Annotated in this window: 15 protein-coding genes and 1 pseudogene; all 16 read right to left on the bottom strand. The window is 49.5% G+C overall.

Annotated elements, in window-relative coordinates; all coding sequences use genetic code 11:
- Positions 1-5: 5 nt before the first annotated feature.
- Positions 6-320, bottom strand: a complete 315-nt coding sequence (locus tag CRO08_RS01490; RefSeq protein WP_073114486.1) for a DUF721 domain-containing protein — start codon at positions 318-320, stop codon at positions 6-8.
- A 3-nt stretch (positions 321-323) separates the two neighbouring features.
- Entirely contained in the window at positions 324-989 is a 666-nt protein-coding gene (locus CRO08_RS01485; protein WP_141398189.1) for a hypothetical protein, read from the bottom strand.
- An 11-nt stretch (positions 990-1,000) separates the two neighbouring features.
- Positions 1,001-5,131, bottom strand: a complete 4,131-nt coding sequence (locus CRO08_RS01480; protein WP_176495022.1) for a LamG domain-containing protein — start codon at positions 5,129-5,131, stop codon at positions 1,001-1,003.
- A gap of 1,277 nt (positions 5,132-6,408) precedes the next feature.
- Positions 6,409-7,257 carry an IS3 family transposase gene (locus CRO08_RS01475; RefSeq protein ID WP_176495013.1) on the bottom strand — a complete coding sequence of 283 codons (849 nt, stop codon included), beginning with the start codon at positions 7,255-7,257 and terminating at the stop codon, positions 6,409-6,411.
- Positions 7,258-7,274: 17 nt separating this feature from the next.
- Positions 7,275-7,583 carry a helix-turn-helix domain-containing protein gene (locus CRO08_RS01470; RefSeq protein WP_097034773.1) on the bottom strand — a complete coding sequence of 103 codons (309 nt, stop codon included), beginning with the start codon at positions 7,581-7,583 and terminating at the stop codon, positions 7,275-7,277.
- A gap of 56 nt (positions 7,584-7,639) precedes the next feature.
- Positions 7,640-8,488 (bottom strand): IS3 family transposase, encoded by an 849-nt coding sequence (locus CRO08_RS01465; protein WP_176495013.1) that lies wholly within the window; start codon positions 8,486-8,488, stop codon positions 7,640-7,642.
- A 17-nt stretch (positions 8,489-8,505) separates the two neighbouring features.
- A complete protein-coding gene (locus tag CRO08_RS01460; RefSeq protein WP_097034692.1) occupies positions 8,506-8,835 on the bottom strand; it encodes a transposase in 330 nt (109 codons plus the stop codon).
- 44 nt (positions 8,836-8,879) lie between these two features.
- Complete coding sequence (locus tag CRO08_RS01455; RefSeq protein ID WP_255252199.1) at positions 8,880-13,586, bottom strand: hypothetical protein; 4,707 nt, start codon at positions 13,584-13,586, stop codon at positions 8,880-8,882.
- A gap of 888 nt (positions 13,587-14,474) precedes the next feature.
- Positions 14,475-14,924, bottom strand: a pseudogene (locus tag CRO08_RS17530) (hypothetical protein); the annotation flags it as partial.
- 247 nt (positions 14,925-15,171) lie between these two features.
- Positions 15,172-16,083: a hypothetical protein gene (locus CRO08_RS16605; protein WP_141398188.1), complete on the bottom strand. Its 912-nt coding sequence runs from the start codon at positions 16,081-16,083 to the stop codon at positions 15,172-15,174.
- A gap of 96 nt (positions 16,084-16,179) precedes the next feature.
- Positions 16,180-17,622, bottom strand: coding sequence for a hypothetical protein (locus CRO08_RS01440; protein WP_141398187.1), 1,443 nt, complete (start codon positions 17,620-17,622; stop codon positions 16,180-16,182).
- Positions 17,623-17,740: 118 nt separating this feature from the next.
- Entirely contained in the window at positions 17,741-18,589 is an 849-nt protein-coding gene (locus CRO08_RS01435; protein WP_176495013.1) for an IS3 family transposase, read from the bottom strand.
- Positions 18,590-18,606: 17 nt separating this feature from the next.
- Positions 18,607-18,936 (bottom strand): transposase, encoded by a 330-nt coding sequence (locus tag CRO08_RS01430; protein WP_097034692.1) that lies wholly within the window; start codon positions 18,934-18,936, stop codon positions 18,607-18,609.
- 55 nt (positions 18,937-18,991) lie between these two features.
- Positions 18,992-19,417 carry a triacylglycerol lipase gene (locus CRO08_RS01425; RefSeq protein ID WP_097034693.1) on the bottom strand — a complete coding sequence of 142 codons (426 nt, stop codon included), beginning with the start codon at positions 19,415-19,417 and terminating at the stop codon, positions 18,992-18,994.
- A gap of 145 nt (positions 19,418-19,562) precedes the next feature.
- Entirely contained in the window at positions 19,563-20,411 is an 849-nt protein-coding gene (locus CRO08_RS01420) for an IS3 family transposase (protein WP_176495013.1), read from the bottom strand.
- Positions 20,412-20,428: 17 nt separating this feature from the next.
- The gene (locus tag CRO08_RS01415; protein WP_097034692.1) at positions 20,429-20,758 is read right to left on the bottom strand and encodes a transposase; all 330 of its coding nucleotides are present in this window, start codon (positions 20,756-20,758) and stop codon (positions 20,429-20,431) included.
- Between the last annotated feature and the right edge of the window lie 211 nt (positions 20,759-20,969).

Below are 20,969 nucleotides of genomic sequence, written 5' to 3'. Positions count from 1 at the left end.
CCGGTTCAAACGAAGCGAATCGCCTTAACCACAGGCTTTCCGAGCAGCGCATTGCACCTGTCAATAATAGCATTTTTTTGCATGAAAAGTTCGCTTTTCCAGGCCGCAGAAGCCGCTTTCAGCACAAGCGTATGCTTGTCCAATTTCACGGGTTGCACATGCGCGCAAACAGCCTTTCCGACCACTTCCTCGAAGCGGTCCGAAAGGGTCTTGAAGTCCATACTTTCGGAGACATGCGCCTTGTCGAGAACCTTCGCAATGAGCACGCTGATATCGACAGCGCCCTCTCCCGTCACACCCTTTTTTCTACGGACAAACATCTTTTACTCCACATCGAACATTTTCGCGGGTAACAAATGCCTCTGTTTTGCCCTCAGCACTTCTAAAACAACCGTACTTTCGCCGCCCTGAGGCGCGGAAGTCTTTATCGTTACTTTCTTGAGAGTCCCTGGCAGCGGGCAGGAGTTGTCGCAATATTCGAACTCGCTTACAGCATTCGCCCCGTTCACGACTACGTTCATCTTCATCACGCGCTTGTTTTTCTGCGAATAGTAAAGCGTTGGCTTGGACGGGTCCTTGGGAGTAATCTTCCATAAATTTCCCTCCGCAACAGGATTGTTATAATCTTCGGGAGAGCCCATCTGCTTGTTCACATCGGCTGGGTTCTGTGCGGGCATGTTCTGCGCCGGGAGTTTTTTCCCGGTTTTCAAGTCCGTGACCTTCATGCGTCCGTTGTTCTGTACCATTTCCATCTGCATCATGCTGGACTTGATTGTTGTAATGGACTTGCTTTCTCCCGCTGTAAGCAGGGCCATGTTCACCACCTGAGGAGCCATATTGGGAAGCGTCACCGTAGTTCGCATCTGCATTTCGCAGGTGTCCGGGAAGGCAGATTTCTTCTGGTTGTCAAATACGGTCTGAAGGCTCAGCGCATGCGCCTGAAACGCCACAAACGAGACGATAGCAAATATTCTAATTACTTTATTCATGTTTCAAATCCTTATAGTAGCGAAAGATTTTTCGTTGACTTAATAGTCCCATTCACTTTAAGCATCAAGCAAGTTCTATTCATGTCGATGCCGGTCCAGTCCACATGCACCAGCTGGTCACCCGGAGCGAGCGTCCCGCTAAAGATAGATTTTACAGGCGTACCCAAAGCCGTCACCAGACTCAGTTCCACGTATGACCAGTTATCCATCGTGATAACGAGTCCTTCCGGCGTACGGATTACAGGAACGGATCCAGGCGCATTGTAGCCGAAATCAACATTATAGACAGAATCCGGATTGACTTCATCCGGAGCGGGCAGTGCCCAGACAGGTGTATTGCCATAGAGCATGTACCCCGTGGAATCGAACACGCAAATGCCGCGAGCCACGCGCATCGCCATTCCGAGACTATCGTGACTCGGGTCGTCATCCGCATTCCACATCGCAGGCCAGCCTGGCAAATGCAAAGCGAACTTCACCGGATTCTGCCACGTATTGCCAGCGGCAAGCGACGAGTCGCAATGGACTGTCACCTGCCAGCGACCGGAACCGAGGCTTTCCATCGAGGCCGAAGAACATTTGGACTTATCGTTGAGTTCGTAATCCGGCGCAAGGCCCTCTTCCACGAAGAAGTAGTAGCGCACGTCGAAGTTCTTCAACGAGACATTACCCGTATTTTCCACCATGAAGTGAATCTCGCTTGCCAGCTTGTCGCCACGCACATCGGCAGCAAGCACGCGGACCTTGGTCTCGAGCGATACGGGGTCTTCCATCTCGGCGCAAGAACCGCCAATCAAGTTATTGTCATTGTCAAGGACGACAATGCCGGCATCTTCATAGAAACCATCAATATTCGCAACCAGGCCGGAATTCGGGTCCACGAAGGACGGGTCGTCGGAAGCACTCCACGGAGTAAAATCGGAATTATAGAGACCGAAATGCGGTCCGCTGCCACCGAACACAGTTCCGGCAACAGGAATCGTCTCGGCAAACGACCATTCCACATAACCCGTGTTGGCACTCTCGGAATGCACTGCAGGGAATGTTGGTCCGTAGTTCGGCCAATAACGGTCAACTCCAGCCTGCGAGGCATCCTCGCCACGGAAGTAGTAGCGGACAGAGAACCCATTCACGGGCTCATTGGATACGTTGCGCAGACGGATTCTCGGGCGGAGCGTGGATGTTTCCGGATACCCCTCGTAGCGCAAGTACGACTTAACCTTACGAGCCGTATCGGCAGGTACAATTCCAGCCACCTTGTCCGAAGTACTTATACCCCAGGCAATCATCGAGGCCGGAATGTTGGCGGTCGTGAGAGCCGCTCCGCCAATCTGGACACCGGCAGGGACCTTCAGCATAAGCGTATGCGTACCCGCCGCAAGATGGATGGATACGCCAGAAACTGTCACCGCACGCCAGGTATTGGAAACGGAGGCTGTCCCCGTCAGCAGATTTGATTCACCGACATAAATCGATTTATCGCCAACGGTCGCAGACCTTGCGTACAGCACGACATTATAGTCCGCGGAATTTTCGACGATTACGGACATCGTGAGTGTCGCCGAATCGTCCGATACAAGGTACTTGTTACCGGCTACGGAGCAGGAGAACTCATTCGAGAATCCGCCCACCGCCTCCATATCCTTCACGGCGATGACGATGACATCGGAAACCTCACCCGCATCGGTGACGGGCTTCGAAAGTTCCTCGACTTCAGCAGCAGTCAACGCACGCGAGTACATGCGTATATCCGCGATGTTCCCGATATAGAAATGCGCCGCAGGAGATTCGCCCATCGAGAATATGCCTTCTAGTTCACGTTCCTGATTTATTCCCGATTCCCTGACAGCTTTTAGTTCACCATCGACATAGAACTTGACATGGGCAGAATCAACGGTCACGACGACATGCGCCCAAGACTTTTGTTGTGAGGGGAGTATTGAACCAGAATTCCAGATAAACGGACCTTCAACAAGTCGCAAGGATTGCTCATTTTGCATAAGGCGAATATCGAGTCCACCAGGTCCCCCAAACCCAAGAATATTATGCCATTCGTGATTGCCGTAGCCCAATTTGATTCGAGCCTCGAAAGAGTACGAGGGAGTGCTCCCGAAATCAACAAGGCCATTTTTTCCAACTGCATAATCGGTATTTCGATTAAAATACAAGCCGACATCACTGCCCCAAGGGTTATTCACTTTTCTCAAGTCCAAGTCATGCCCCGTACCGAGCAGTTCGTGAGCAATCTTGCCGCTGCTTTCTCGGGCTGGGTACCACAGGGCAAGTTCCGTCGGATATGGATACAGCTTTTCATCCGAAACATATTTCTGCTCCGCATGGTTGTGACCGTAGTCTTCCACACGCATTTCCATGGAGAGGTAACAGCCGGTACATTCGGCAAGCTGCTTTCGGGAAATACGAATACTTGCAGACACATGACCGGCAGAATCCGGCACCACATTCATAACACGCATCGTATCGCCCCCGAACACAGGAGTCACGACCACGTGGGCAATACCCGACTCGGAATCATACACATCCGCAGTCGCCGTAAAGATGCGGTCAAGGACCTCGGAAGAATCCTGCACGGAGAAGTTCCTGATGGCAGGACGTAGAGAATCCGTATAGACTCGCGGACCGGCAATCTGCATATCCATACCGAGAGCAGAAACGCCCACGTAGCGCGATTCATAAATTCCGGACGCAATCTTGCCCAAGCCGGACGCCCCAGAAGTCTTGGAACCGTCATAGATTACCGTATCGGGAATCTCGCCGCGAATTTCGGCTATGACTGTTCCTTCGCGATAGAGCGATACCAGCCCGTAACCCGGATGCGTACAGCTTGCGCCGTATGCCATGTAGCCGTTATCGAGACCGAGCCACAATGAATCTGGCGGAACGGAGCAAACAAACTGCGCATTCACTGTCAAAGCACGAGCCACTGCCGGAGCAGCAGGGAGTTCTTCCATATTTCCTTCCGCATCGGGTTCGCCAAGGGCAACCACGAACACGTAGCTGGTATCAATGGCCTTACCGCGAGAAGGCAAGGCAATTCGGGCAAAACCGTTGGAATCCGCAGTAAAAGCAAGTTCTACGGGCGGAGTAGCATCACCACGGTTGGCCCACAGCGAATCATCATCTACGTACAGCCTAAATCTCGATATGCCGTCCACACGGACCGTGCGGTTTGCAGTCGAGGCGATTTCAGGCAAAACAGTCACGCTGAAGTTAGGAGTTTCCGCAATACCGGAAGCCATCGCCGTAAACACGGAGAAGGTCCTTGTCTCGGCAGAAATCAGCAAGTAGGCCCACTGTTCCTTATCCGTATAGCATCTTATATCCGTTGCTGTCGAACATGTCGCAACAGTATCGGAAGCACCTTCAACAAGAGCCTTGCCATACTTATCAAGATAGCCATAAAGAACATCTGTAAGCGGAACAAACTGTTTATTTACAAAATCAACCTTATACAGCCTTACCGTCTGCGGAGTCGCATGCATAGCCTCCATCTCTTCATAACTTATTTTCATCTGAATTCGTGGCCGCGCAGTATCAGCGAAAGTCATTCTCGGAAGGACTTCCACAATCGGGCCCTTGAGAGCCAGGTTGTTGAAAACCTCGAAAGAGTAATCCGACGCCTCAACTGTTCTGACCGTGACATTTTTGACGGTATCGACCGAATTCTTCGGGAATGTAACACTGGCTTCTTCAAACAGGGACTTGACCGTATTGCCCCTTGTCGGCTCCACAGCGCGCCCCACAATCATCTTGAACTCAGCAAAATTATACGCAGTCTTATCTCCCCATAAAAGCATGAACTGGGTGTTTCCCTGTAACTTGTTGACATCGAACCAACCCAAGCGATACCAGCCTTCTTCATCATTGCTATCCAGTTTCACACCGTTTTTCCACTTGATAGAATCCAGCATGGGACCAGGAATGACATAGAAGGCGGTATCATTCAAGTAAGCCACATCGTATGTGTAGTTTTTCTTTAGGTACGCGCGCAATTCAACAAGTTCCTTGGGGCGTTTATCCTCGATGGAATCGACCGACTTAAATCCTATGGTCATATCCGAGGAATCCGGGAAATGGCCAGCGATATTCAAGTGAGTGTGAGTACTGGAGTCTAGCTGTTCCAATACAGCAGAATTTATAACAACATTTTTCACCCATTCGTTGTCATTTCTATACAGGCGCTTCATTGACAAAGATTCGCTATTCGGACGCACAGGTGTTACCGCAAGAGAATCTCCGGATTTTCGATAGATTATATCTTCCTTAAGCGAATCAGCCTTGACATATAGGGTGTCGTTGGTGGCAGACAAACTAATTGACGAGACACCTCCCGAAATCTTAGCTGAATCAACCCTCAAGTTGCTTATTGCGGCATCGACCTTATCACCGACAAGATTGCTGAGCACCGTTGTAACAGAATCAAATTTCACATAGAATCGATTGCTGTCGGCATCAAAGATCCGCGATGAAAGTTGGACAGGGAATTCAAGTTTCTTGTCCCCAAATTTAGAAACATCGACACTATCCCTGAAAAAAGCTTCCAGCGATTTGACACTTGCAATTTCAGGCGAGTTCACCATATTTTTTATGACACTATCGCCACGCATCATTCGGGCTGCCCATACAGAGTCGGAATAATCGCCGTAATAGTAGTGCGCACGCGAGCCAAATTCGTAGTACTTGTAACAGGGCGTGGTTCCATCGTCCGTAAACGTCCAATCTTCCCCAGAAACCTTGCAAGTATCCGTTCTCAGATTTCGCCAATTTGCCGTGGCAGGGTAATTTAGCGTATCAATCGTCACGCTCCCCATGGATTTATTACGGGCTACATAGATTTGTACAGACGCACCCTCTGAATAGAATGGAGTTTGCGCAACATCCTTACGATTGCTCGTTGTTGTAACAATACACTGCCGGCCATCTACACGCCCTCTATTGAATGAAACATTATCAAAAACGGTATCACACCCAATAGTATCAACTACACTACTATTAAGAACGATAGCTTGGAAATAATCCTGCGCAATTTCAGGACTGTAAAAATATAAATCTAAACGAGCCGATTGCATGTGGTCTACATCTTCATCTGCGAATAAGAATGTGTTCAATCCACCATCGAGTTTTGAAGCAGGGAACATCGGTAGATATTGGACCTCAAACGGAGTCAAGAGGCCGTATGTACGATCGTATTTCCATACATTGCCATCATAATATGAACCCGTCATAGCTTCAAGCCTAGTATCGGGATCATCTTCCAAGGCTTTCCAATAACCACTCTCCCCATCTCCAAAAATGGTTGGATTTGTAGTTTTTTTAATAGTGGGTTCATGAACGACCATATTCATTACCGGTTAAGTTAAAATATATCCTTTTTTCTTGTTAAGTGGTATACCCTTGTGGTCTAGGCAGCCTGTTTTGACAGCCTATATTCCACCGGTGTCATGTAACCGAGCGAACTATGGAGCCGTTTCCGGTTGTAGAACAGCTCGATGTACCTGAAAACGGCCTCCCGCACGTCTTCGATGTCCTTGAAGTCACGCCTGTAGGCCATCTCCTTCTTGAAGCTAGCGAAGAAGCTTTCCATGCAGGCGTTGTCGTAGGGGCAGCCCGGTGCGCTCATCGAGGGCGTTATCCCGTTCTCCGAGAGCATCGTGCGGTAACCCATGCTACTGTACTGCACGCCGCGGTCGGAATGGAAGATTAGTCCGTCGTGATGGCCGCGTTGCATGATGGCATTGGACAACGCGCGCTTGACAAGTTCCGTGTCGATGTTCTTGCTCACGGCATAACCCACCGCCTCCTTGTTGCATAGGTCAAGTACCACGGCAAGGTACACCCAGCCAAGCGTAGTCTTGACGTAGGTGATGTCGCCGGCCCAGACGGCGTTCAGACTGTCGGGATCGAACTTCCGCTGCACCAGGTTCTCGCTGTACATGGAGTCACATTTGCCCTTGCGGTAGGGTTTCCATTTCTTGAGCGTGACCGGATAGAGACCGTTCTCGCGCATGATGCGGCGCAGTTTCCACACCTTTACCTCGTCACCCTTGTCATGGAGTGCCGCCTGCATCTTCGGGCAACCGTACACGCGGTGGTTTTCTTCGAAGGTGTCGCGGACCTTCTGGACAAGCCGTTCTTCGCGGGCCTTCTTCTCGGCACGTTTTTCCTGCTGGCGCGACCACTGGTAGTAGGAACACTGCGGTATTCCTAGGGCTCTGCACATCTTCCTGACTGAGTATTTCTTGCGGTTCACGTGTATCGCCTCGCATTTCAGTCGTGTGGTCGCATAAAGATGTGCAGGGATTTTTTTAGGATCTCTACCGTCTCCTTCTCGTCCGCAAGCTCCTTTTCACGCTTCTTCAGGAGTTTTTCCAGTTCCCTGTTCTTGGCGGCGAGTTCCTCGACGGACACCTTGCGGATTCGCCGTTCCTCGCGGTAGCTCGGCAGGTTGTGTTCCTTGCGGTACTCGTTTACCCACCGACCGACTGTATTGGGCCCGATTCCGAGTTCCTTGGCTATTTGGTTTGCTGATGGATTTGTAGTTTTTTTAATAGTGGGTTCATGAACGACCATATTCATTACCGGTTAAGTTAAAATATATCCTTTTTTCTTGTTAAGTGGTATACCCTTGTGGTCTAGGCAGCCTGTTTTGACAGCCTATATTCCACCGGTGTCATGTAACCGAGCGAACTATGGAGCCGTTTCCGGTTGTAGAACAGCTCGATGTACCTGAAAACGGCCTCCCGCACGTCTTCGATGTCCTTGAAGTCACGCCTGTAGGCCATCTCCTTCTTGAAGCTAGCGAAGAAGCTTTCCATGCAGGCGTTGTCGTAGGGGCAGCCCGGTGCGCTCATCGAGGGCGTTATCCCGTTCTCCGAGAGCATCGTGCGGTAACCCATGCTACTGTACTGCACGCCGCGGTCGGAATGGAAGATTAGTCCGTCGTGATGGCCGCGTTGCATGATGGCATTGGACAACGCGCGCTTGACAAGTTCCGTGTCGATGTTCTTGCTCACGGCATAACCCACCGCCTCCTTGTTGCATAGGTCAAGTACCACGGCAAGGTACACCCAGCCAAGCGTAGTCTTGACGTAGGTGATGTCGCCGGCCCAGACGGCGTTCAGACTGTCGGGATCGAACTTCCGCTGCACCAGGTTCTCGCTGTACATGGAGTCACATTTGCCCTTGCGGTAGGGTTTCCATTTCTTGAGCGTGACCGGATAGAGACCGTTCTCGCGCATGATGCGGCGCAGTTTCCACACCTTTACCTCGTCACCCTTGTCATGGAGTGCCGCCTGCATCTTCGGGCAACCGTACACGCGGTGGTTTTCTTCGAAGGTGTCGCGGACCTTCTGGACAAGCCGTTCTTCGCGGGCCTTCTTCTCGGCACGTTTTTCCTGCTGGCGCGACCACTGGTAGTAGGAACACTGCGGTATTCCTAGGGCTCTGCACATCTTCCTGACTGAGTATTTCTTGCGGTTCACGTGTATCGCCTCGCATTTCAGTCGTGTGGTCGCATAAAGATGTGCAGGGATTTTTTTAGGATCTCTACCGTCTCCTTCTCGTCCGCAAGCTCCTTTTCACGCTTCTTCAGGAGTTTTTCCAGTTCCCTGTTCTTGGCGGCGAGTTCCTCGACGGACACCTTGCGGATTCGCCGTTCCTCGCGGTAGCTCGGCAGGTTGTGTTCCTTGCGGTACTCGTTTACCCACCGACCGACTGTATTGGGCCCGATTCCGAGTTCCTTGGCTATTTGGTTTGCTGACTTTTCGCCTTTCAGGACCAGCTTGATGACCTGTTCCCTTGTCTCGGAGCTATAGTTGATTTTTGCCATTGTTTTACCTTTTGGGGGTTGCGCAATGAATATAGTAGCTTATGCTACCCTCTTATTAAACTCCTGCATGGTCCAGTATTCAAATTGTTATCTTTCAAGAATTTCTTCCAGTTACTCATCGAGAAGGCTATGATATCGACATAATTCGAATCAAAATAGTCTCCCATAGCAAAACCACGTTTATCATATTTTTGATGTATATTCAAGGTGTGTGACATTTTTTCTGCAGAGAATAACAGCGTATCGATAAAAAAATCTTCCTTCAACTCGGGCGTTTGGTTTTCGCAGCTTTCCAAAGGCGGTTCACCCGTTATTTCCTGAGCATAGCTGTGGAGTTTACGAACCACAACCAGCTTCAATTCTTTCCTATGCCTCTTTATCGCCAAACTAAAACGCCGCGGCTCATACTTAAGAATTTGCTGCCTTCCCGAAATTTCGCCTTTCAAAGGGATTCCGCCAACAAGCGAAGAATCTGGCAACTTCCACCCGCGAATATCGGCCTTGACCAGGTAATCTGCCGTGGGTTCGTACCGGTACATTCCGGGATTTCCGGTATCGGGATTGGCTTCGGAAACATAGATTGCCGGGACCGTGTTATGTAGATTCTTGGGATATGTGGGAGTCAGGTCCCTCATGGTTTCTGCATGCTTTACATGGAATGTCGCCTCCGCAGACACGGCAGTATCTGTCGCGTTCGCGGGATACGCCGTAATTTTCAGCGTATACAAACCTTCTTCCGCGACCGATGTTCCTTTTATCTTTCCATCCCAGCGGACCTGGTAGGCGCTGTCGCTCACGTTAGCCCGCATTGTTTCGGTCGTATCCTGCAACACAGCGATGCAATCGCCGGTAGCATCCATAATGCACGCCCTTACCTTGGCATCCCTGTACTTGACACCATACTTCGCCACCATGGAACCAAGCTTGAAAGCACGCCGTTCACACAGGCTATCCGGTGTCGTTTCGTCGGCACAGACAAGCGCCGTATCCTTTTCCATAAGCGTAAAATCGGGCAAGGTTGTATCGGGGAGCACAATCTCGAGTTCGGGGAGCTTTATCTTAACCTTTACCGAATCCCTGATTACATACGGGTTGTTCGCGATGTTTTCGGTAATTTCGGCATAGACCGTCATGTTTCCTTCCGCCGGGAACCTTCCCGATTCGGGACCGGCCCACCTGAAACTGATTCCGTACGCTCGCGGATCTACGGTCCAGCCAACCGTCAGCGGGTTGAGCGTATCGCTACTGATGAGTCCGTCCGCTACCCAGTAGAAACCGTCGTTTTCCTTTTCCCCGAAATAGACCTTCATTTTTGGCAAGAAAGTATCCGCAAACGCATTTACTTGCGATACATGGAAAGCCGCCGTTGCAGTCATCACCACATGGCCCTCGTTCCCGGTTAGAAGCATCTTGCTGTTCACGGAAGAAAGCGGGCGCAGCTCGGGGAAATCCTCGAAATACTGCCCCGACGATGTCGGCAAGGCGACCATACCGTAATCATGCTGTCGAGTTTCGCAATTTTGCGCATTGTTCCCGTCTGGTCCCTCGCAGGTATGGTCAAAGCCGAGAGAATCGTATGCAACCTCCAAGGTATCGCCCGCAGCCAAACCCTTCCATTGCAGGTGGTAGCCGTCTTCCTGTTCATAGAACCATACGGCGGACTTACCAGAGGAGGTATCATTTGGGGCGCCATAGTACGGATTACGCCAGGCCTTCGACACCGATTCATCGAACATACCCACGCCAGCGGCATCCTTGGCATACACACGCATCATGTAACTGCTATTGAACAGTCCCGACAAATGCAGGGAAACATCCAGCGTATCCTTGCCGACAGTTAGACTGTCTTTCGGATTGACTACGAAATGGTGTTTTACACCCGCCGATTCAATCATTCCCAAATCGACCCACGCCGTATCAGTCACCCACTGGGAATCGGGACCGTCAACACAAATGGAATCGGCCGCAGCAGCACAGGTTCCCAATTCGATAATGTACGTCCCTTCAAGATAGTTTCCGTTTCCGAGATTGCGGTCAAGGTACCCCAAAACGGCTTCATTGCTCTGCGAGACCCTGGAAACATTCCGGTACTTGTCATTTTGCAGGGCTGATACCACGGAAATTCCCGATGTTTCCCAAACAAGTTCACCGTCTGCGCCAAGCGATTCGACATTGGCATAGCGAAGCCGATAAATCGTATTCAACGAATCCGCAAGCCTGTAAGGCGGAGCGATACCCGTAATGGCAACCAGTTCCGTAGTCGCACGGTTGTTGTACGGGGAAGTGATTGCGGGAGTCCGTTCACCCATGTAGAACAAGTCCGTCTTGACGGTTGCGTTTCCTGCGGCATCGATACAGGCGGCTTCCAGATAGCACTTGCCATGCCGGCCTTCCAGGGAATCCAGCGCAAAAGTCACCGAGTCTTTCTTTAGTGCGTTATCCGGGATGCGTTTCCAGCCGGTCGTATTCCCGCACCCGCCTATACGGTAATGGCAATACACGCCGGTGCGGCTCGTTTCCACATCGTAGCGTTCATCCACCACTATTTTCGCCGAGTAAACCTTGTCGGAATCCGGATAGACAAGCTTCGTACTCACCAGGCTCTCAATGTATGGTGCAGTCTTGTCGACACGGAGTTTCTTCGAAAAATCGTAGGCGGAGGCGTTTCCTGCAGCATCGCGCACGTGCGCATGTATTCTGTAATCACCATCTTCCAGACGCATGCCGGACATTTCCGTCCATGACGCATTCACTATATCCCCATTTTTCACCCATACGGAGTCGCCAGCATGGTCAACCTTCGTGGTATCGTCCAGGTGGATAAAGTTCCAGGCGACAGTCACTGGGATGCTATCGCGACCGCCCAACGATTCCATTATCTTGTACGAGATTTCGAGGAGGCTGTCGGCGGTAGCATAACCATATGCGCCATCGCGAGCGGGGCGAGACAGTGCGGAATAGTCAGTGGCGTAAGTTGAGGATGCGCCGCCCTTAACGGATACGTTCGATATAACTGGGGCTCGCGTATCCACGAAGAAACTGTCAAATGCGACAGACGAATTAACGAAGTCGTTCGGATCGGGCCAGAGGGTATCCGCAATACTCCCCGGATGGGAGCTGATTGCATCGACGAGGCGTACCATCTTGCCGTAAACGGCGCTGTCGGGCACGGCGTAGTCCACGGCATAGGCTTCTATGCAATAATTTCCATCGCCATTGTTCTTGATAGCATCGCGCGTGACGCTGTTCCACTGTATTGTGAACTCCTTCGATGCCACATCGGCCATTGCCGGGAAATCCGCGACGCGGGTCTTGCAACGGTTCAAGGAATCGCCGTCCATCTTTTTCAAGGCAAGCCGCATCGCGCGGATATCGGGAATTCCATTCCCAGTCCACGAGAAGCGTGCAGCGAAGGATACGCTGTCAGGGTTGACGACTGCGCCCTCGGATGCGAGCGCGAACGCGGGCGGGGTCCTGTCAACTTTAAACGGCACTTCGTAGGTATTCGAGGAATCCTTGGACGCGGTGTCGGCAATGTTCTTGATATCGACAAAGAACTTCCAGAGGTATTCACCCTCGTGCGGGTCCTCGTCAGCGTGACTCGAAGCGAAATATGCGCTCGAAGAATCGTAAACTTTACCGGAATCGCTTGCACCGGACGCAATCAATGATGAATCAATATACCAATCAATTTTCGGATCCATATCGAGTAACGGGTAGGTTACGACCGTATCCGCAGACAACAACACAATCGAATCCTTCGCCGACTCCGTTTTGAACCCCTGATAGCCCAGTGCGCTCGCATATGCCTTAAATCCCTGTATTTTATTTAAGACAACATCACGTTGAGGCCATACAGGGTCAAGTTTATTTGCCGTCGCCTTGAATAAGTAGTAAAACCGCTGCGTATTGGAAAGGCCAATCTTGTTCACCGTCGAAATCGTGACAGTATTCTGGTTGTCTTTCTGGATGGCGAGAAGGTTCTTGTAACCGTAATCGCCCGGCACAAAATCGAATTGACCATTTTTCTTGACCGGGTGCGCGACCTTGTCAATCGTTATCCTTCGTTCAACTTTCACTGAATCTCCCGATTCATCCACCTGCATCACCGAGTCCGCAAACACAATCGGATTTGTCCAATTTCCGCTGCCACTCCGTGCGTACACAGTGCATGCATTGGAACTCGTATCCGGCTTGGTAATATCACATTCCCAGGCGATTTCCTCCTGATAGTTGAAGTTCATGCGGATTTGACGCAACCTGTGCGGCATCAGGTCATCAACGACAAAAGAGTACTTTTCAATCCAGTCCTCGACGGTAATCGCGGGGACTTCATAACGCTCCACATGACGGATGGGGACATAGTTCGAGGTGTCCTTTCCTTCAGGGGTAAGTCCGTCCACTTTTTCCCAGCGGTCTATTTTCACTCCCATCTGAGACCAGTCGGATTCAGACTTAAATTTCAAATCACCCTTTCTAAACTCAGAATAATTCTTTTTCCCGTTCGATGCTGCTACTTTTCCGCCAGCACCGAACAGACCAATCTCGCAAAGTTGCTGTTTGTTCGCTTTGTCAGCCTCATAGTAGCACCCCGGTTCTACAGCCCGCAAGGACGAATCCGATACAAAAAGCCCCAAGTTTACGAAAGGCTTCTCGTAGAGGAAATCCTCCATTAGTCGCGTCTTACCGGAAACATTACCGTCCAGAACCTTGTTGTAGGAAAATTCCGCAGAATACAACGTATCAAGCATACGACGCGCCTTGGCATTCTCGTGGGATGACATAATGTCCTCCACTCCGGAATCCATCATTGACAAAGTCAAAAAGCCGGCCCCTGCTAACGCAGCACCTAGTTTAGCGGCAGTTTGTGGAACAGGAAAAGCCGATAAAGCAATGTCAGCAGCCAAAACCGTAGATACTGTCCACCCTAAAATAATCACATTAGCAGTAACCAACGGAGCAATTTTCGCATCATTCGCATGAGCAGCAGCATCAAAAGTAAATCGACGGACATCAGCATTTTTGTCTGTGAATGCATCTGTATTTTCAGCCAGACCCGACTTTTCAGGAATCAAAGTCGTTCCGACATCTTGTAACGTAATACCACCAAGAAAACCAAGGCCCAAACCCGTTATTGAATTTACATATACGGCGGCACCACTTCCATCACCATCAACCAACTGCGTAGCGATATTACCTATCGGAGCTGAGAGCGCCTCCGGTATGATAAAATTCAGCATATATTTCCAATACCCCTCGTTAGGGTCAGAAAATGTCATTCCCCCCTTTCCTGCAAGCAAACGAATCATCGGCATATTTTCATTCATTGGCCGATTTTTAAGAGACGTTATCCCCTCTGCATCTGGGAAAATGTACTTGGAAAGCGAATCATCTTCTTTAAAGCCATAATCATCCTTTAAGGCGAATTCATCCACAGCTAGTGTAACCAAACGATTAATCGTACTCATCCCATACGTCGCAGCAACTATTTCTGTAGCAATCGTTTGCGATACCGGGTCCTTACCTGCAATAATCGCCGCAGTAGCCCAAGCAAGCATATACTGCACACTAGCCTCTCCAAGTTGCCGACCAAATTTTCTCATATCTATCAACAAATTCAGACTACCCGTCCCTTCATGCGGACTGTCAAGAGTGATCACCTTATCAACATCGTCATTGTAGACATTCGTGTCGGTCACGTATTCATGCGATGCCACGCCGCCCATGGAGTGGGCTATGAGGATATTGCGGGAAGGAATGGTACGATACTCGTGTACAGAATTTTCTCTATAATCTTTTAAGTTAACGGCACCTCTTGCCCGAACCTCTTGCGCTTCTTCAAACAAGGACCTACGCACGGAACAGTTGCTGTTTCCCTTCCACGTTCTGTCGCCAATTTCATGGGCGTTATGCGCAGGGGACGCCGCTGGATTCGCAAAAGCACGTTGAAGATAGATATATTCGGAACCATACGTTATGGTATCCTCAAAAACAGCGGAATCAAGCCAATATGTCAGTTTCTTGCCAGAATTTTCATTCCAATCTTCACTAGAATCGGGTTGATAGGTTCGGTCATAGGCTCCCAGCATACCAACAGCATCTCCAAGTTTCCAAATACTATCTGTACTAGAAACCGTATAGGCGTCAAATATCCCATCACCATTACAGCTACTTTCAAAGCCTTTCTCTTCCGGTGCAGCACCATGAATAAGCACAACATTGTACCGAGAAAGAGCCTCCATCGGTTTTGCAAGCAACAACCCAAAATTACTAGCCACGACAATGACCAGTGCAATCACTTTACGCATAGATATTTCCTTTTTACTCACCCTACAATTACTTTGTCACAATTAAGTCCTCTGATGAGTACGAAATAGAATTACCCGAAGAATCTATGAAAGTATTGGAATACAACCACGTTTCTGGGTAATCCCGTTCAAAGCCATTCTTTGAAAATTTCGCAATCAAATCGCCTTCAACAACATCTTTTTTATAAACATACGCAGCAACGAACGCACCATAAAATTTCGGAACATTTCCCGTATAATGGTCGTACACTAAAGAATCTACGACTTTACCTTCATTGAAAAGCATGATGGTCCCCGTAGGCTTGCCTAGCCTTTTCAAGCACACCACATCGCCATCTATATAAGTAACATCATCGCCCCCCTCGAGCCAGCCGAGCTCTCCCGTGAATCTAAGTTTCTTCACATTGCCTGTCGCAGTATCCAACACCGCATAGGGACAATCGTCCTGCTGCACCATTTTCAATAAAATATTTCCATCTTTCCAAGGATGTCCATACTTTGCGCCACCACACTTGCATGGAGTTTCGCACCTCCATTTTCCAACAACTCTAGGGGTCTCTCCAATTTTCCAAAAACCAAATTCTTCATCTTCATTAAAAAACAAGGCTGACGAATCTCTCCAAAATCCATAAACAAGGCCAACATGTTCTTTTAATGTATCACCCCACAAAGGGGGCCTTTTCTTTCTATAATTCACAAGAAACAATCCATCATTTGTAATTCCAGGGTCGCATTCGTCACTACCCATAAATATTTCATGGCATTCTTCATACTTTCTGTAATTAGTTAAAAGAGCTAGAGAATCATCGACAAGCGCAACTAAAACCCCATTGAACCGTTTCTCCCAATGAACGTAATCACTATCACCGCACCCCCACATGCCTACGCAAGCAAGTGCGGCTAAAGCAATAGCGAATAGCCTTTTAAATTCAACCATCATAAAGGAGACCTCCTTTGCCACCAATCCAAAGCCAGGAACGGTTCAGGAATATGTGACGATAATCACACGTAAATATACTCTATATTTTGTACAAAATCAACTATAGTGGCTGGCGATTTCTTCCTGGAAATTGAAATTCATGCGAATCTGGCGTAACCTGTGCGGCATCAGGTCATCAACGACAAAAGAGTACTTGTTTATCCAGTCCTCGACCGTAATCGCGGGAACTTCGTAACGCTCCACATGACGGATGGGGACACCTTTCTTGTTTTCAGAGCCGTCCGGATGCAAGCCGTCCACTTTTTCCCAGCGGTCCACCTTCACGCCCATCTTGGACCAATCGGATTCAGATTTAAAGCGGAGAGGCGTTGTCAAGCCCGAAAGGGATTGATTCTTATGAGTAGATGTCAAATCGTTTGATGATTTGAACAAACCTAAAGCACAGTTTACGCCATCCTTAGAACCAATGTAATAGCAGTTTCGGTTCAGGGTCGATATCTCTCGATTAGCAGAAGACATTCCCTGCAGTTGATTCAATGTCGCCGCATCATTCAACGCCAGGTTCACGAAAGGACGTTCGTAGAGAAAGTCTTCCATGAGGTATGGGGTATAAGAAGAACCCTCTGACAAACCAATCGGAGAGAAGGTGTTCTTTGCAGCCTTCATGTCGTCAAGGTAATTTTTTTGAAGAGGAATACTGTGTGACTTGACAAGGTCGTAAATTCCCGTAGACAAAGCAGCACCAACATAAGAACTCGCAACCACAGCAGTCCCGATACCCAAAGCAATTTTCGCACCATCAGACACACCTGTCCAAGCGAAAGCATCAATAAGGAGCATCGCAACCGAGGTGATTTCCAAAATGGACGACAAATCACCAACAGACGTAAAATCACCTAGCATTGTTGCAACTTCGCCTGATGCAGCAGGAGCCGCATTGAAATATTCACGTTTGACATCAACACGAGTGTCGTTAAGGACACCCACATTTCGTCCTTCACTAGACGCTGCAGGAACAATACTGCTTCCGTTATCTTGCATCGGCATCCCGGAAAAGCCAAGCAAAGAAGACACTAGGGCATTCACGGTACGGGCAGACCAATCACCCGTTCCCATTAGTTGTGCCCCGTAGTTCGCAATCGGGAAAATAAAGTTATCTGGGAGCAAATAGCCAAGATAGTTGAATACGCCTAGATCCAGTAATTCCGGGTCGGTAAAAGTCATTCCATCTCTACTCGCCAGAATTCTAAACATGGGAAGAGAGTCAACTTTATTTTCAAAATCGAGTTTATTCAACGAGTCAATGGTTCCATAACCATGCTGAAGGGGATCGACATAATGGACCAAGGGATCATCGTAATAGTATATTTCGGGAGCGAACGCATATGTCAAAGCATTGCCATATTCTTCAATGGCAAATACTTCGGCCATCATCACAATTCCAGCATAAATTGCGGGCTCTGCACCTTTCGATAAAAACAAGGTTGTCGCAAGGCCCGCAACCAACGGAGCGGCCTTTAAAAAATTCGTACATGTCAAGTTCCAGAAAGATTTGGATTTGTAGTTTTTTTAATAGTGGGTTCATGAACAACCATATTCATTACCGGTTAAGTTAAAATATATCCTTTTTTCTTGTTAAGTGGTATACCCTTGTGGTCTAGGCAGCCTGTTTTGACAGCCTATATTCCACCGGTGTCATGTAACCGAGCGAACTATGGAGCCGTTTCCGGTTGTAGAACAGCTCGATGTACCTGAAAACGGCCTCCCGCACGTCTTCGATGTCCTTGAAGTCTCGCCTGTAGGCCATCTCCTTCTTGAAGCTTGCGAAGAAGCTTTCCATGCAGGCGTTGTCGTAGGGGCAGCCCGGGGCGCTCATCGAGGGCGTTATCCCATTCTCCGAGAGCATCGTGCGGTAGCCCATGCTGCTGTACTGCACGCCACGGTCGGAATGGAAGATTAGTCCGTCGTGATGGCCGCGTTGCATGATGGCATTGGACAACGCGCGCTTGACAAGTTCCGTGTCGATGTTCTTGCTCACGGCATAACCCACCGCCTCCTTGTTGCATAGGTCAAGTACCACGGCAAGGTACACCCAGCCAAGCGTAGTCTTGACGTAGGTGATGTCGCCGGCCCAGACGGCGTTCAGACTGTCGGGATCGAACTTCCGCTGCACCAGGTTCTCGCTGTACATGGAGTCACATTTGCCCTTGCGGTAGGGTTTCCATTTCTTGAGCGTGACCGGATAGAGACCGTTCTCGCGCATGATGCGGCGCAGTTTCCACACCTTTACCTCGTCACCCTTGTCATGGAGTGCCGCCTGCATCTTCGGGCAACCGTACACGCGGTGGTTTTCTTCGAAGGTGTCGCGGACCTTCTGGACAAGCCGTTCTTCGCGGGCCTTCTTCTCGGCACGTTTTTCCTGCTGGCGCGACCACTGGTAGTAGGAACACTGCGGTATTCCTAGGGCTCTGCACATCTTCCTGACTGAGTATTTCTTGCGGTTCACGTGTATCGCCTCGCATTTCAGTCGTGTGGTCGCATAAAGATGTGCAGGGATTTTTTTAGGATCTCTACCGTCTCCTTCTCGTCCGCAAGCTCCTTTTCACGCTTCTTCAGGAGTTTTTCCAGTTCCCTGTTCTTGGCGGCGAGTTCCTCGACGGACACCTTGCGGATTCGCCGTTCCTCGCGGTAGCTCGGCAGGTTGTGTTCCTTGCGGTACTCGTTTACCCACCGACCGACTGTATTGGGCCCGATTCCGAGTTCCTTGGCTATTTGGTTTGCTGACTTTTCGCCTTTCAGGACCAGCTTGATGACCTGTTCCCTTGTCTCGGAGCTATAGTTGATTTTTGCCATTGTTTTACCTTTTGGGGGTTGCGCAATGAATATAGTAGCTTATGCTACCCTCTTATTAAACTCCTGCATGGTCCAATTCTTCTCTTATACTCTTTTCAATCAACATGTTCAACGCACCCGTGCCCTCGTGTGGAGAATCAAGCGTCACAATCTTGTCCACATCTCCATTGTAGAAGTTGCCCTGTACATACTCGCGGGAAACGACACCGCCCATGCTGTGAGCAATTAGAATATAACGGGATGCAAGTTGACGGAATAAATCTGGATGATTGTGCATAGAATCAAGAGCTTCTTGACCATGTAAGTTCTTCGAAGTATCATTTGGATCTACTACAAACCAAGCCTTCACTTCTTGGGCTTCTTCAACGAGTGCCCGACGTTTACCAAATGTTTTATCCTTATTCCAAGTTCTATCCCCCAATTCATAGGCGTTGTTATGGGAAGTATTCGCCGGATTTGAGAAAGACCGCCAATTATACACATATGATTTTTTTACATAATCTTTTTTTTCGGTCCATCCAGTGGATTTGTAGTTTTTTTAATAGTGGGTTCATGAACAACCATATTCATTACCGGTTAAGTTAAAATATATCCTTTTTTCTTGTTAAGTGGTATACCCTTGTGGTCTAGGCAGCCTGTTTTGACAGCCTATATTCAACCGGAGTCATGTATCCCAGCGAACTATGGAGCCGTTTCCGGTTGTAGAACAGCTCGATGTACCTGAAAACGGCCTCCCGCACGTCTTCGATGTCCTTGAAGTCTCGCCTGTAGGCCATCTCCTTCTTGAAGCTTGCGAAGAAGCTTTCCATGCAGGCGTTGTCGTAGGGGCAGCCCGGGGCGCTCATCGAGGGCGTTATCCCATTCTCCGAGAGCATCGTGCGGTAGCCCATGCTGCTGTACTGCACGCCACGGTCGGAATGGAAGATTAGTCCGTCGTGATGGCCGCGTTGCATGATGGCATTGGACAACGCGCGCTTGACAAGTTCCGTGTCGATGTTCTTGCTCACGGCATAACCCACCGCCTCCTTGTTGCATAGGTCAAGTACCACGGCAAGGTACACCCAGCCAAGCGTAGTCTTGACGTAGGTGATGTCGCCGGCCCAGACGGCGTTCAGACTGTCGGGATCGAACTTCCGCTGCACCAGGTTCTCGCTGTACATGGAGTCACATTTGCCCTTGCGGTAGGGTTTCCATTTCTTGAGCGTGACCGGATAGAGACCGTTCTCGCGCATGATGCGGCGCAGTTTCCACACCTTTACCTCGTCACCCTTGTCATGGAGTGCCGCCTGCATCTTCGGGCAACCGTACACGCGGTGGTTTTCTTCGAAGGTGTCGCGGACCTTCTGGACAAGCCGTTCTTCGCGGGCCTTCTTCTCGGCACGTTTTTCCTGCTGGCGCGACCACTGGTAGTAGGAACACTGCGGTATTCCTAGGGCTCTGCACATCTTCCTGACTGAGTATTTCTTGCGGTTCACGTGTATCGCCTCGCATTTCAGTCGTGTGGTCGCATAAAGATGTGCAGGGATTTTTTTAGGATCTCTACCGTCTCCTTCTCGTCCGCAAGCTCCTTTTCACGCTTCTTCAGGAGTTTTTCCAGTTCCCTGTTCTTGGCGGCGAGTTCCTCGACGGACACCTTGCGGATTCGCCGTTCCTCGCGGTAGCTCGGCAGGTTGTGTTCCTTGCGGTACTCGTTTACCCACCGACCGACTGTATTGGGCCCGATTCCGAGTTCCTTGGCTATTTGGTTTGCTGACTTTTCGCCTTTCAGGACCAGCTTGATGACCTGTTCCCTTGTCTCGGAGCTATAGTTGATTTTTGCCATTGTTTTACCTTTTGGGGGTTGCGCAATGAATATAGTAGCTTATGCTACCCTCTTATTAAACTCCTGCATGGTCCAAGTGTAACATAAATATAAGATAAAAGAAAGAAGTGTCCAAATGCAGACATTTAGGCATGTATTCCAAGTTGGAATAGATAATCAACGCAGATACAATAACATATATATATGTATCGAGAAATCACCGCCCCGTTCC

The organism is Fibrobacter sp. UWT3 (assembly GCF_900230125.1).
Classification (GTDB): Bacteria; Fibrobacterota; Fibrobacteria; order Fibrobacterales; family Fibrobacteraceae; genus Fibrobacter.
Note: the sequence above shows the minus strand (reverse complement) of the source record. Positions and strands in the feature narration are given on the sequence as shown.

What these genes read in the sequence shown, in the direction of transcription:
- CRO08_RS16605 (WP_141398188.1), bottom strand. Translation starts at nt 16,083, where the DNA reads ATGATGGTTGAATTTAAAAGGCTATTCGCTATTGCTTTAGCCGCACTT.
- CRO08_RS01485 (WP_141398189.1), bottom strand. Translation starts at nt 989, where the DNA reads ATGAATAAAGTAATTAGAATATTTGCTATCGTCTCGTTTGTGGCGTTT.
- CRO08_RS01490 (WP_073114486.1), bottom strand. Translation starts at nt 320, where the DNA reads ATGTTTGTCCGTAGAAAAAAGGGTGTGACGGGAGAGGGCGCTGTCGAT.
- CRO08_RS01415 (WP_097034692.1), bottom strand. Translation starts at nt 20,758, where the DNA reads ATGGCAAAAATCAACTATAGCTCCGAGACAAGGGAACAGGTCATCAAG.
- CRO08_RS01470 (WP_097034773.1), bottom strand. Translation starts at nt 7,583, where the DNA reads ATGAATATGGTCGTTCATGAACCCACTATTAAAAAAACTACAAATCCA.
- CRO08_RS01455 (WP_255252199.1), bottom strand. Translation starts at nt 13,586, where the DNA reads ATGCTTGATACGTTGTATTCTGCGGAATTTTCCTACAACAAGGTTCTG.
- CRO08_RS01430 (WP_097034692.1), bottom strand. Translation starts at nt 18,936, where the DNA reads ATGGCAAAAATCAACTATAGCTCCGAGACAAGGGAACAGGTCATCAAG.
- CRO08_RS01460 (WP_097034692.1), bottom strand. Translation starts at nt 8,835, where the DNA reads ATGGCAAAAATCAACTATAGCTCCGAGACAAGGGAACAGGTCATCAAG.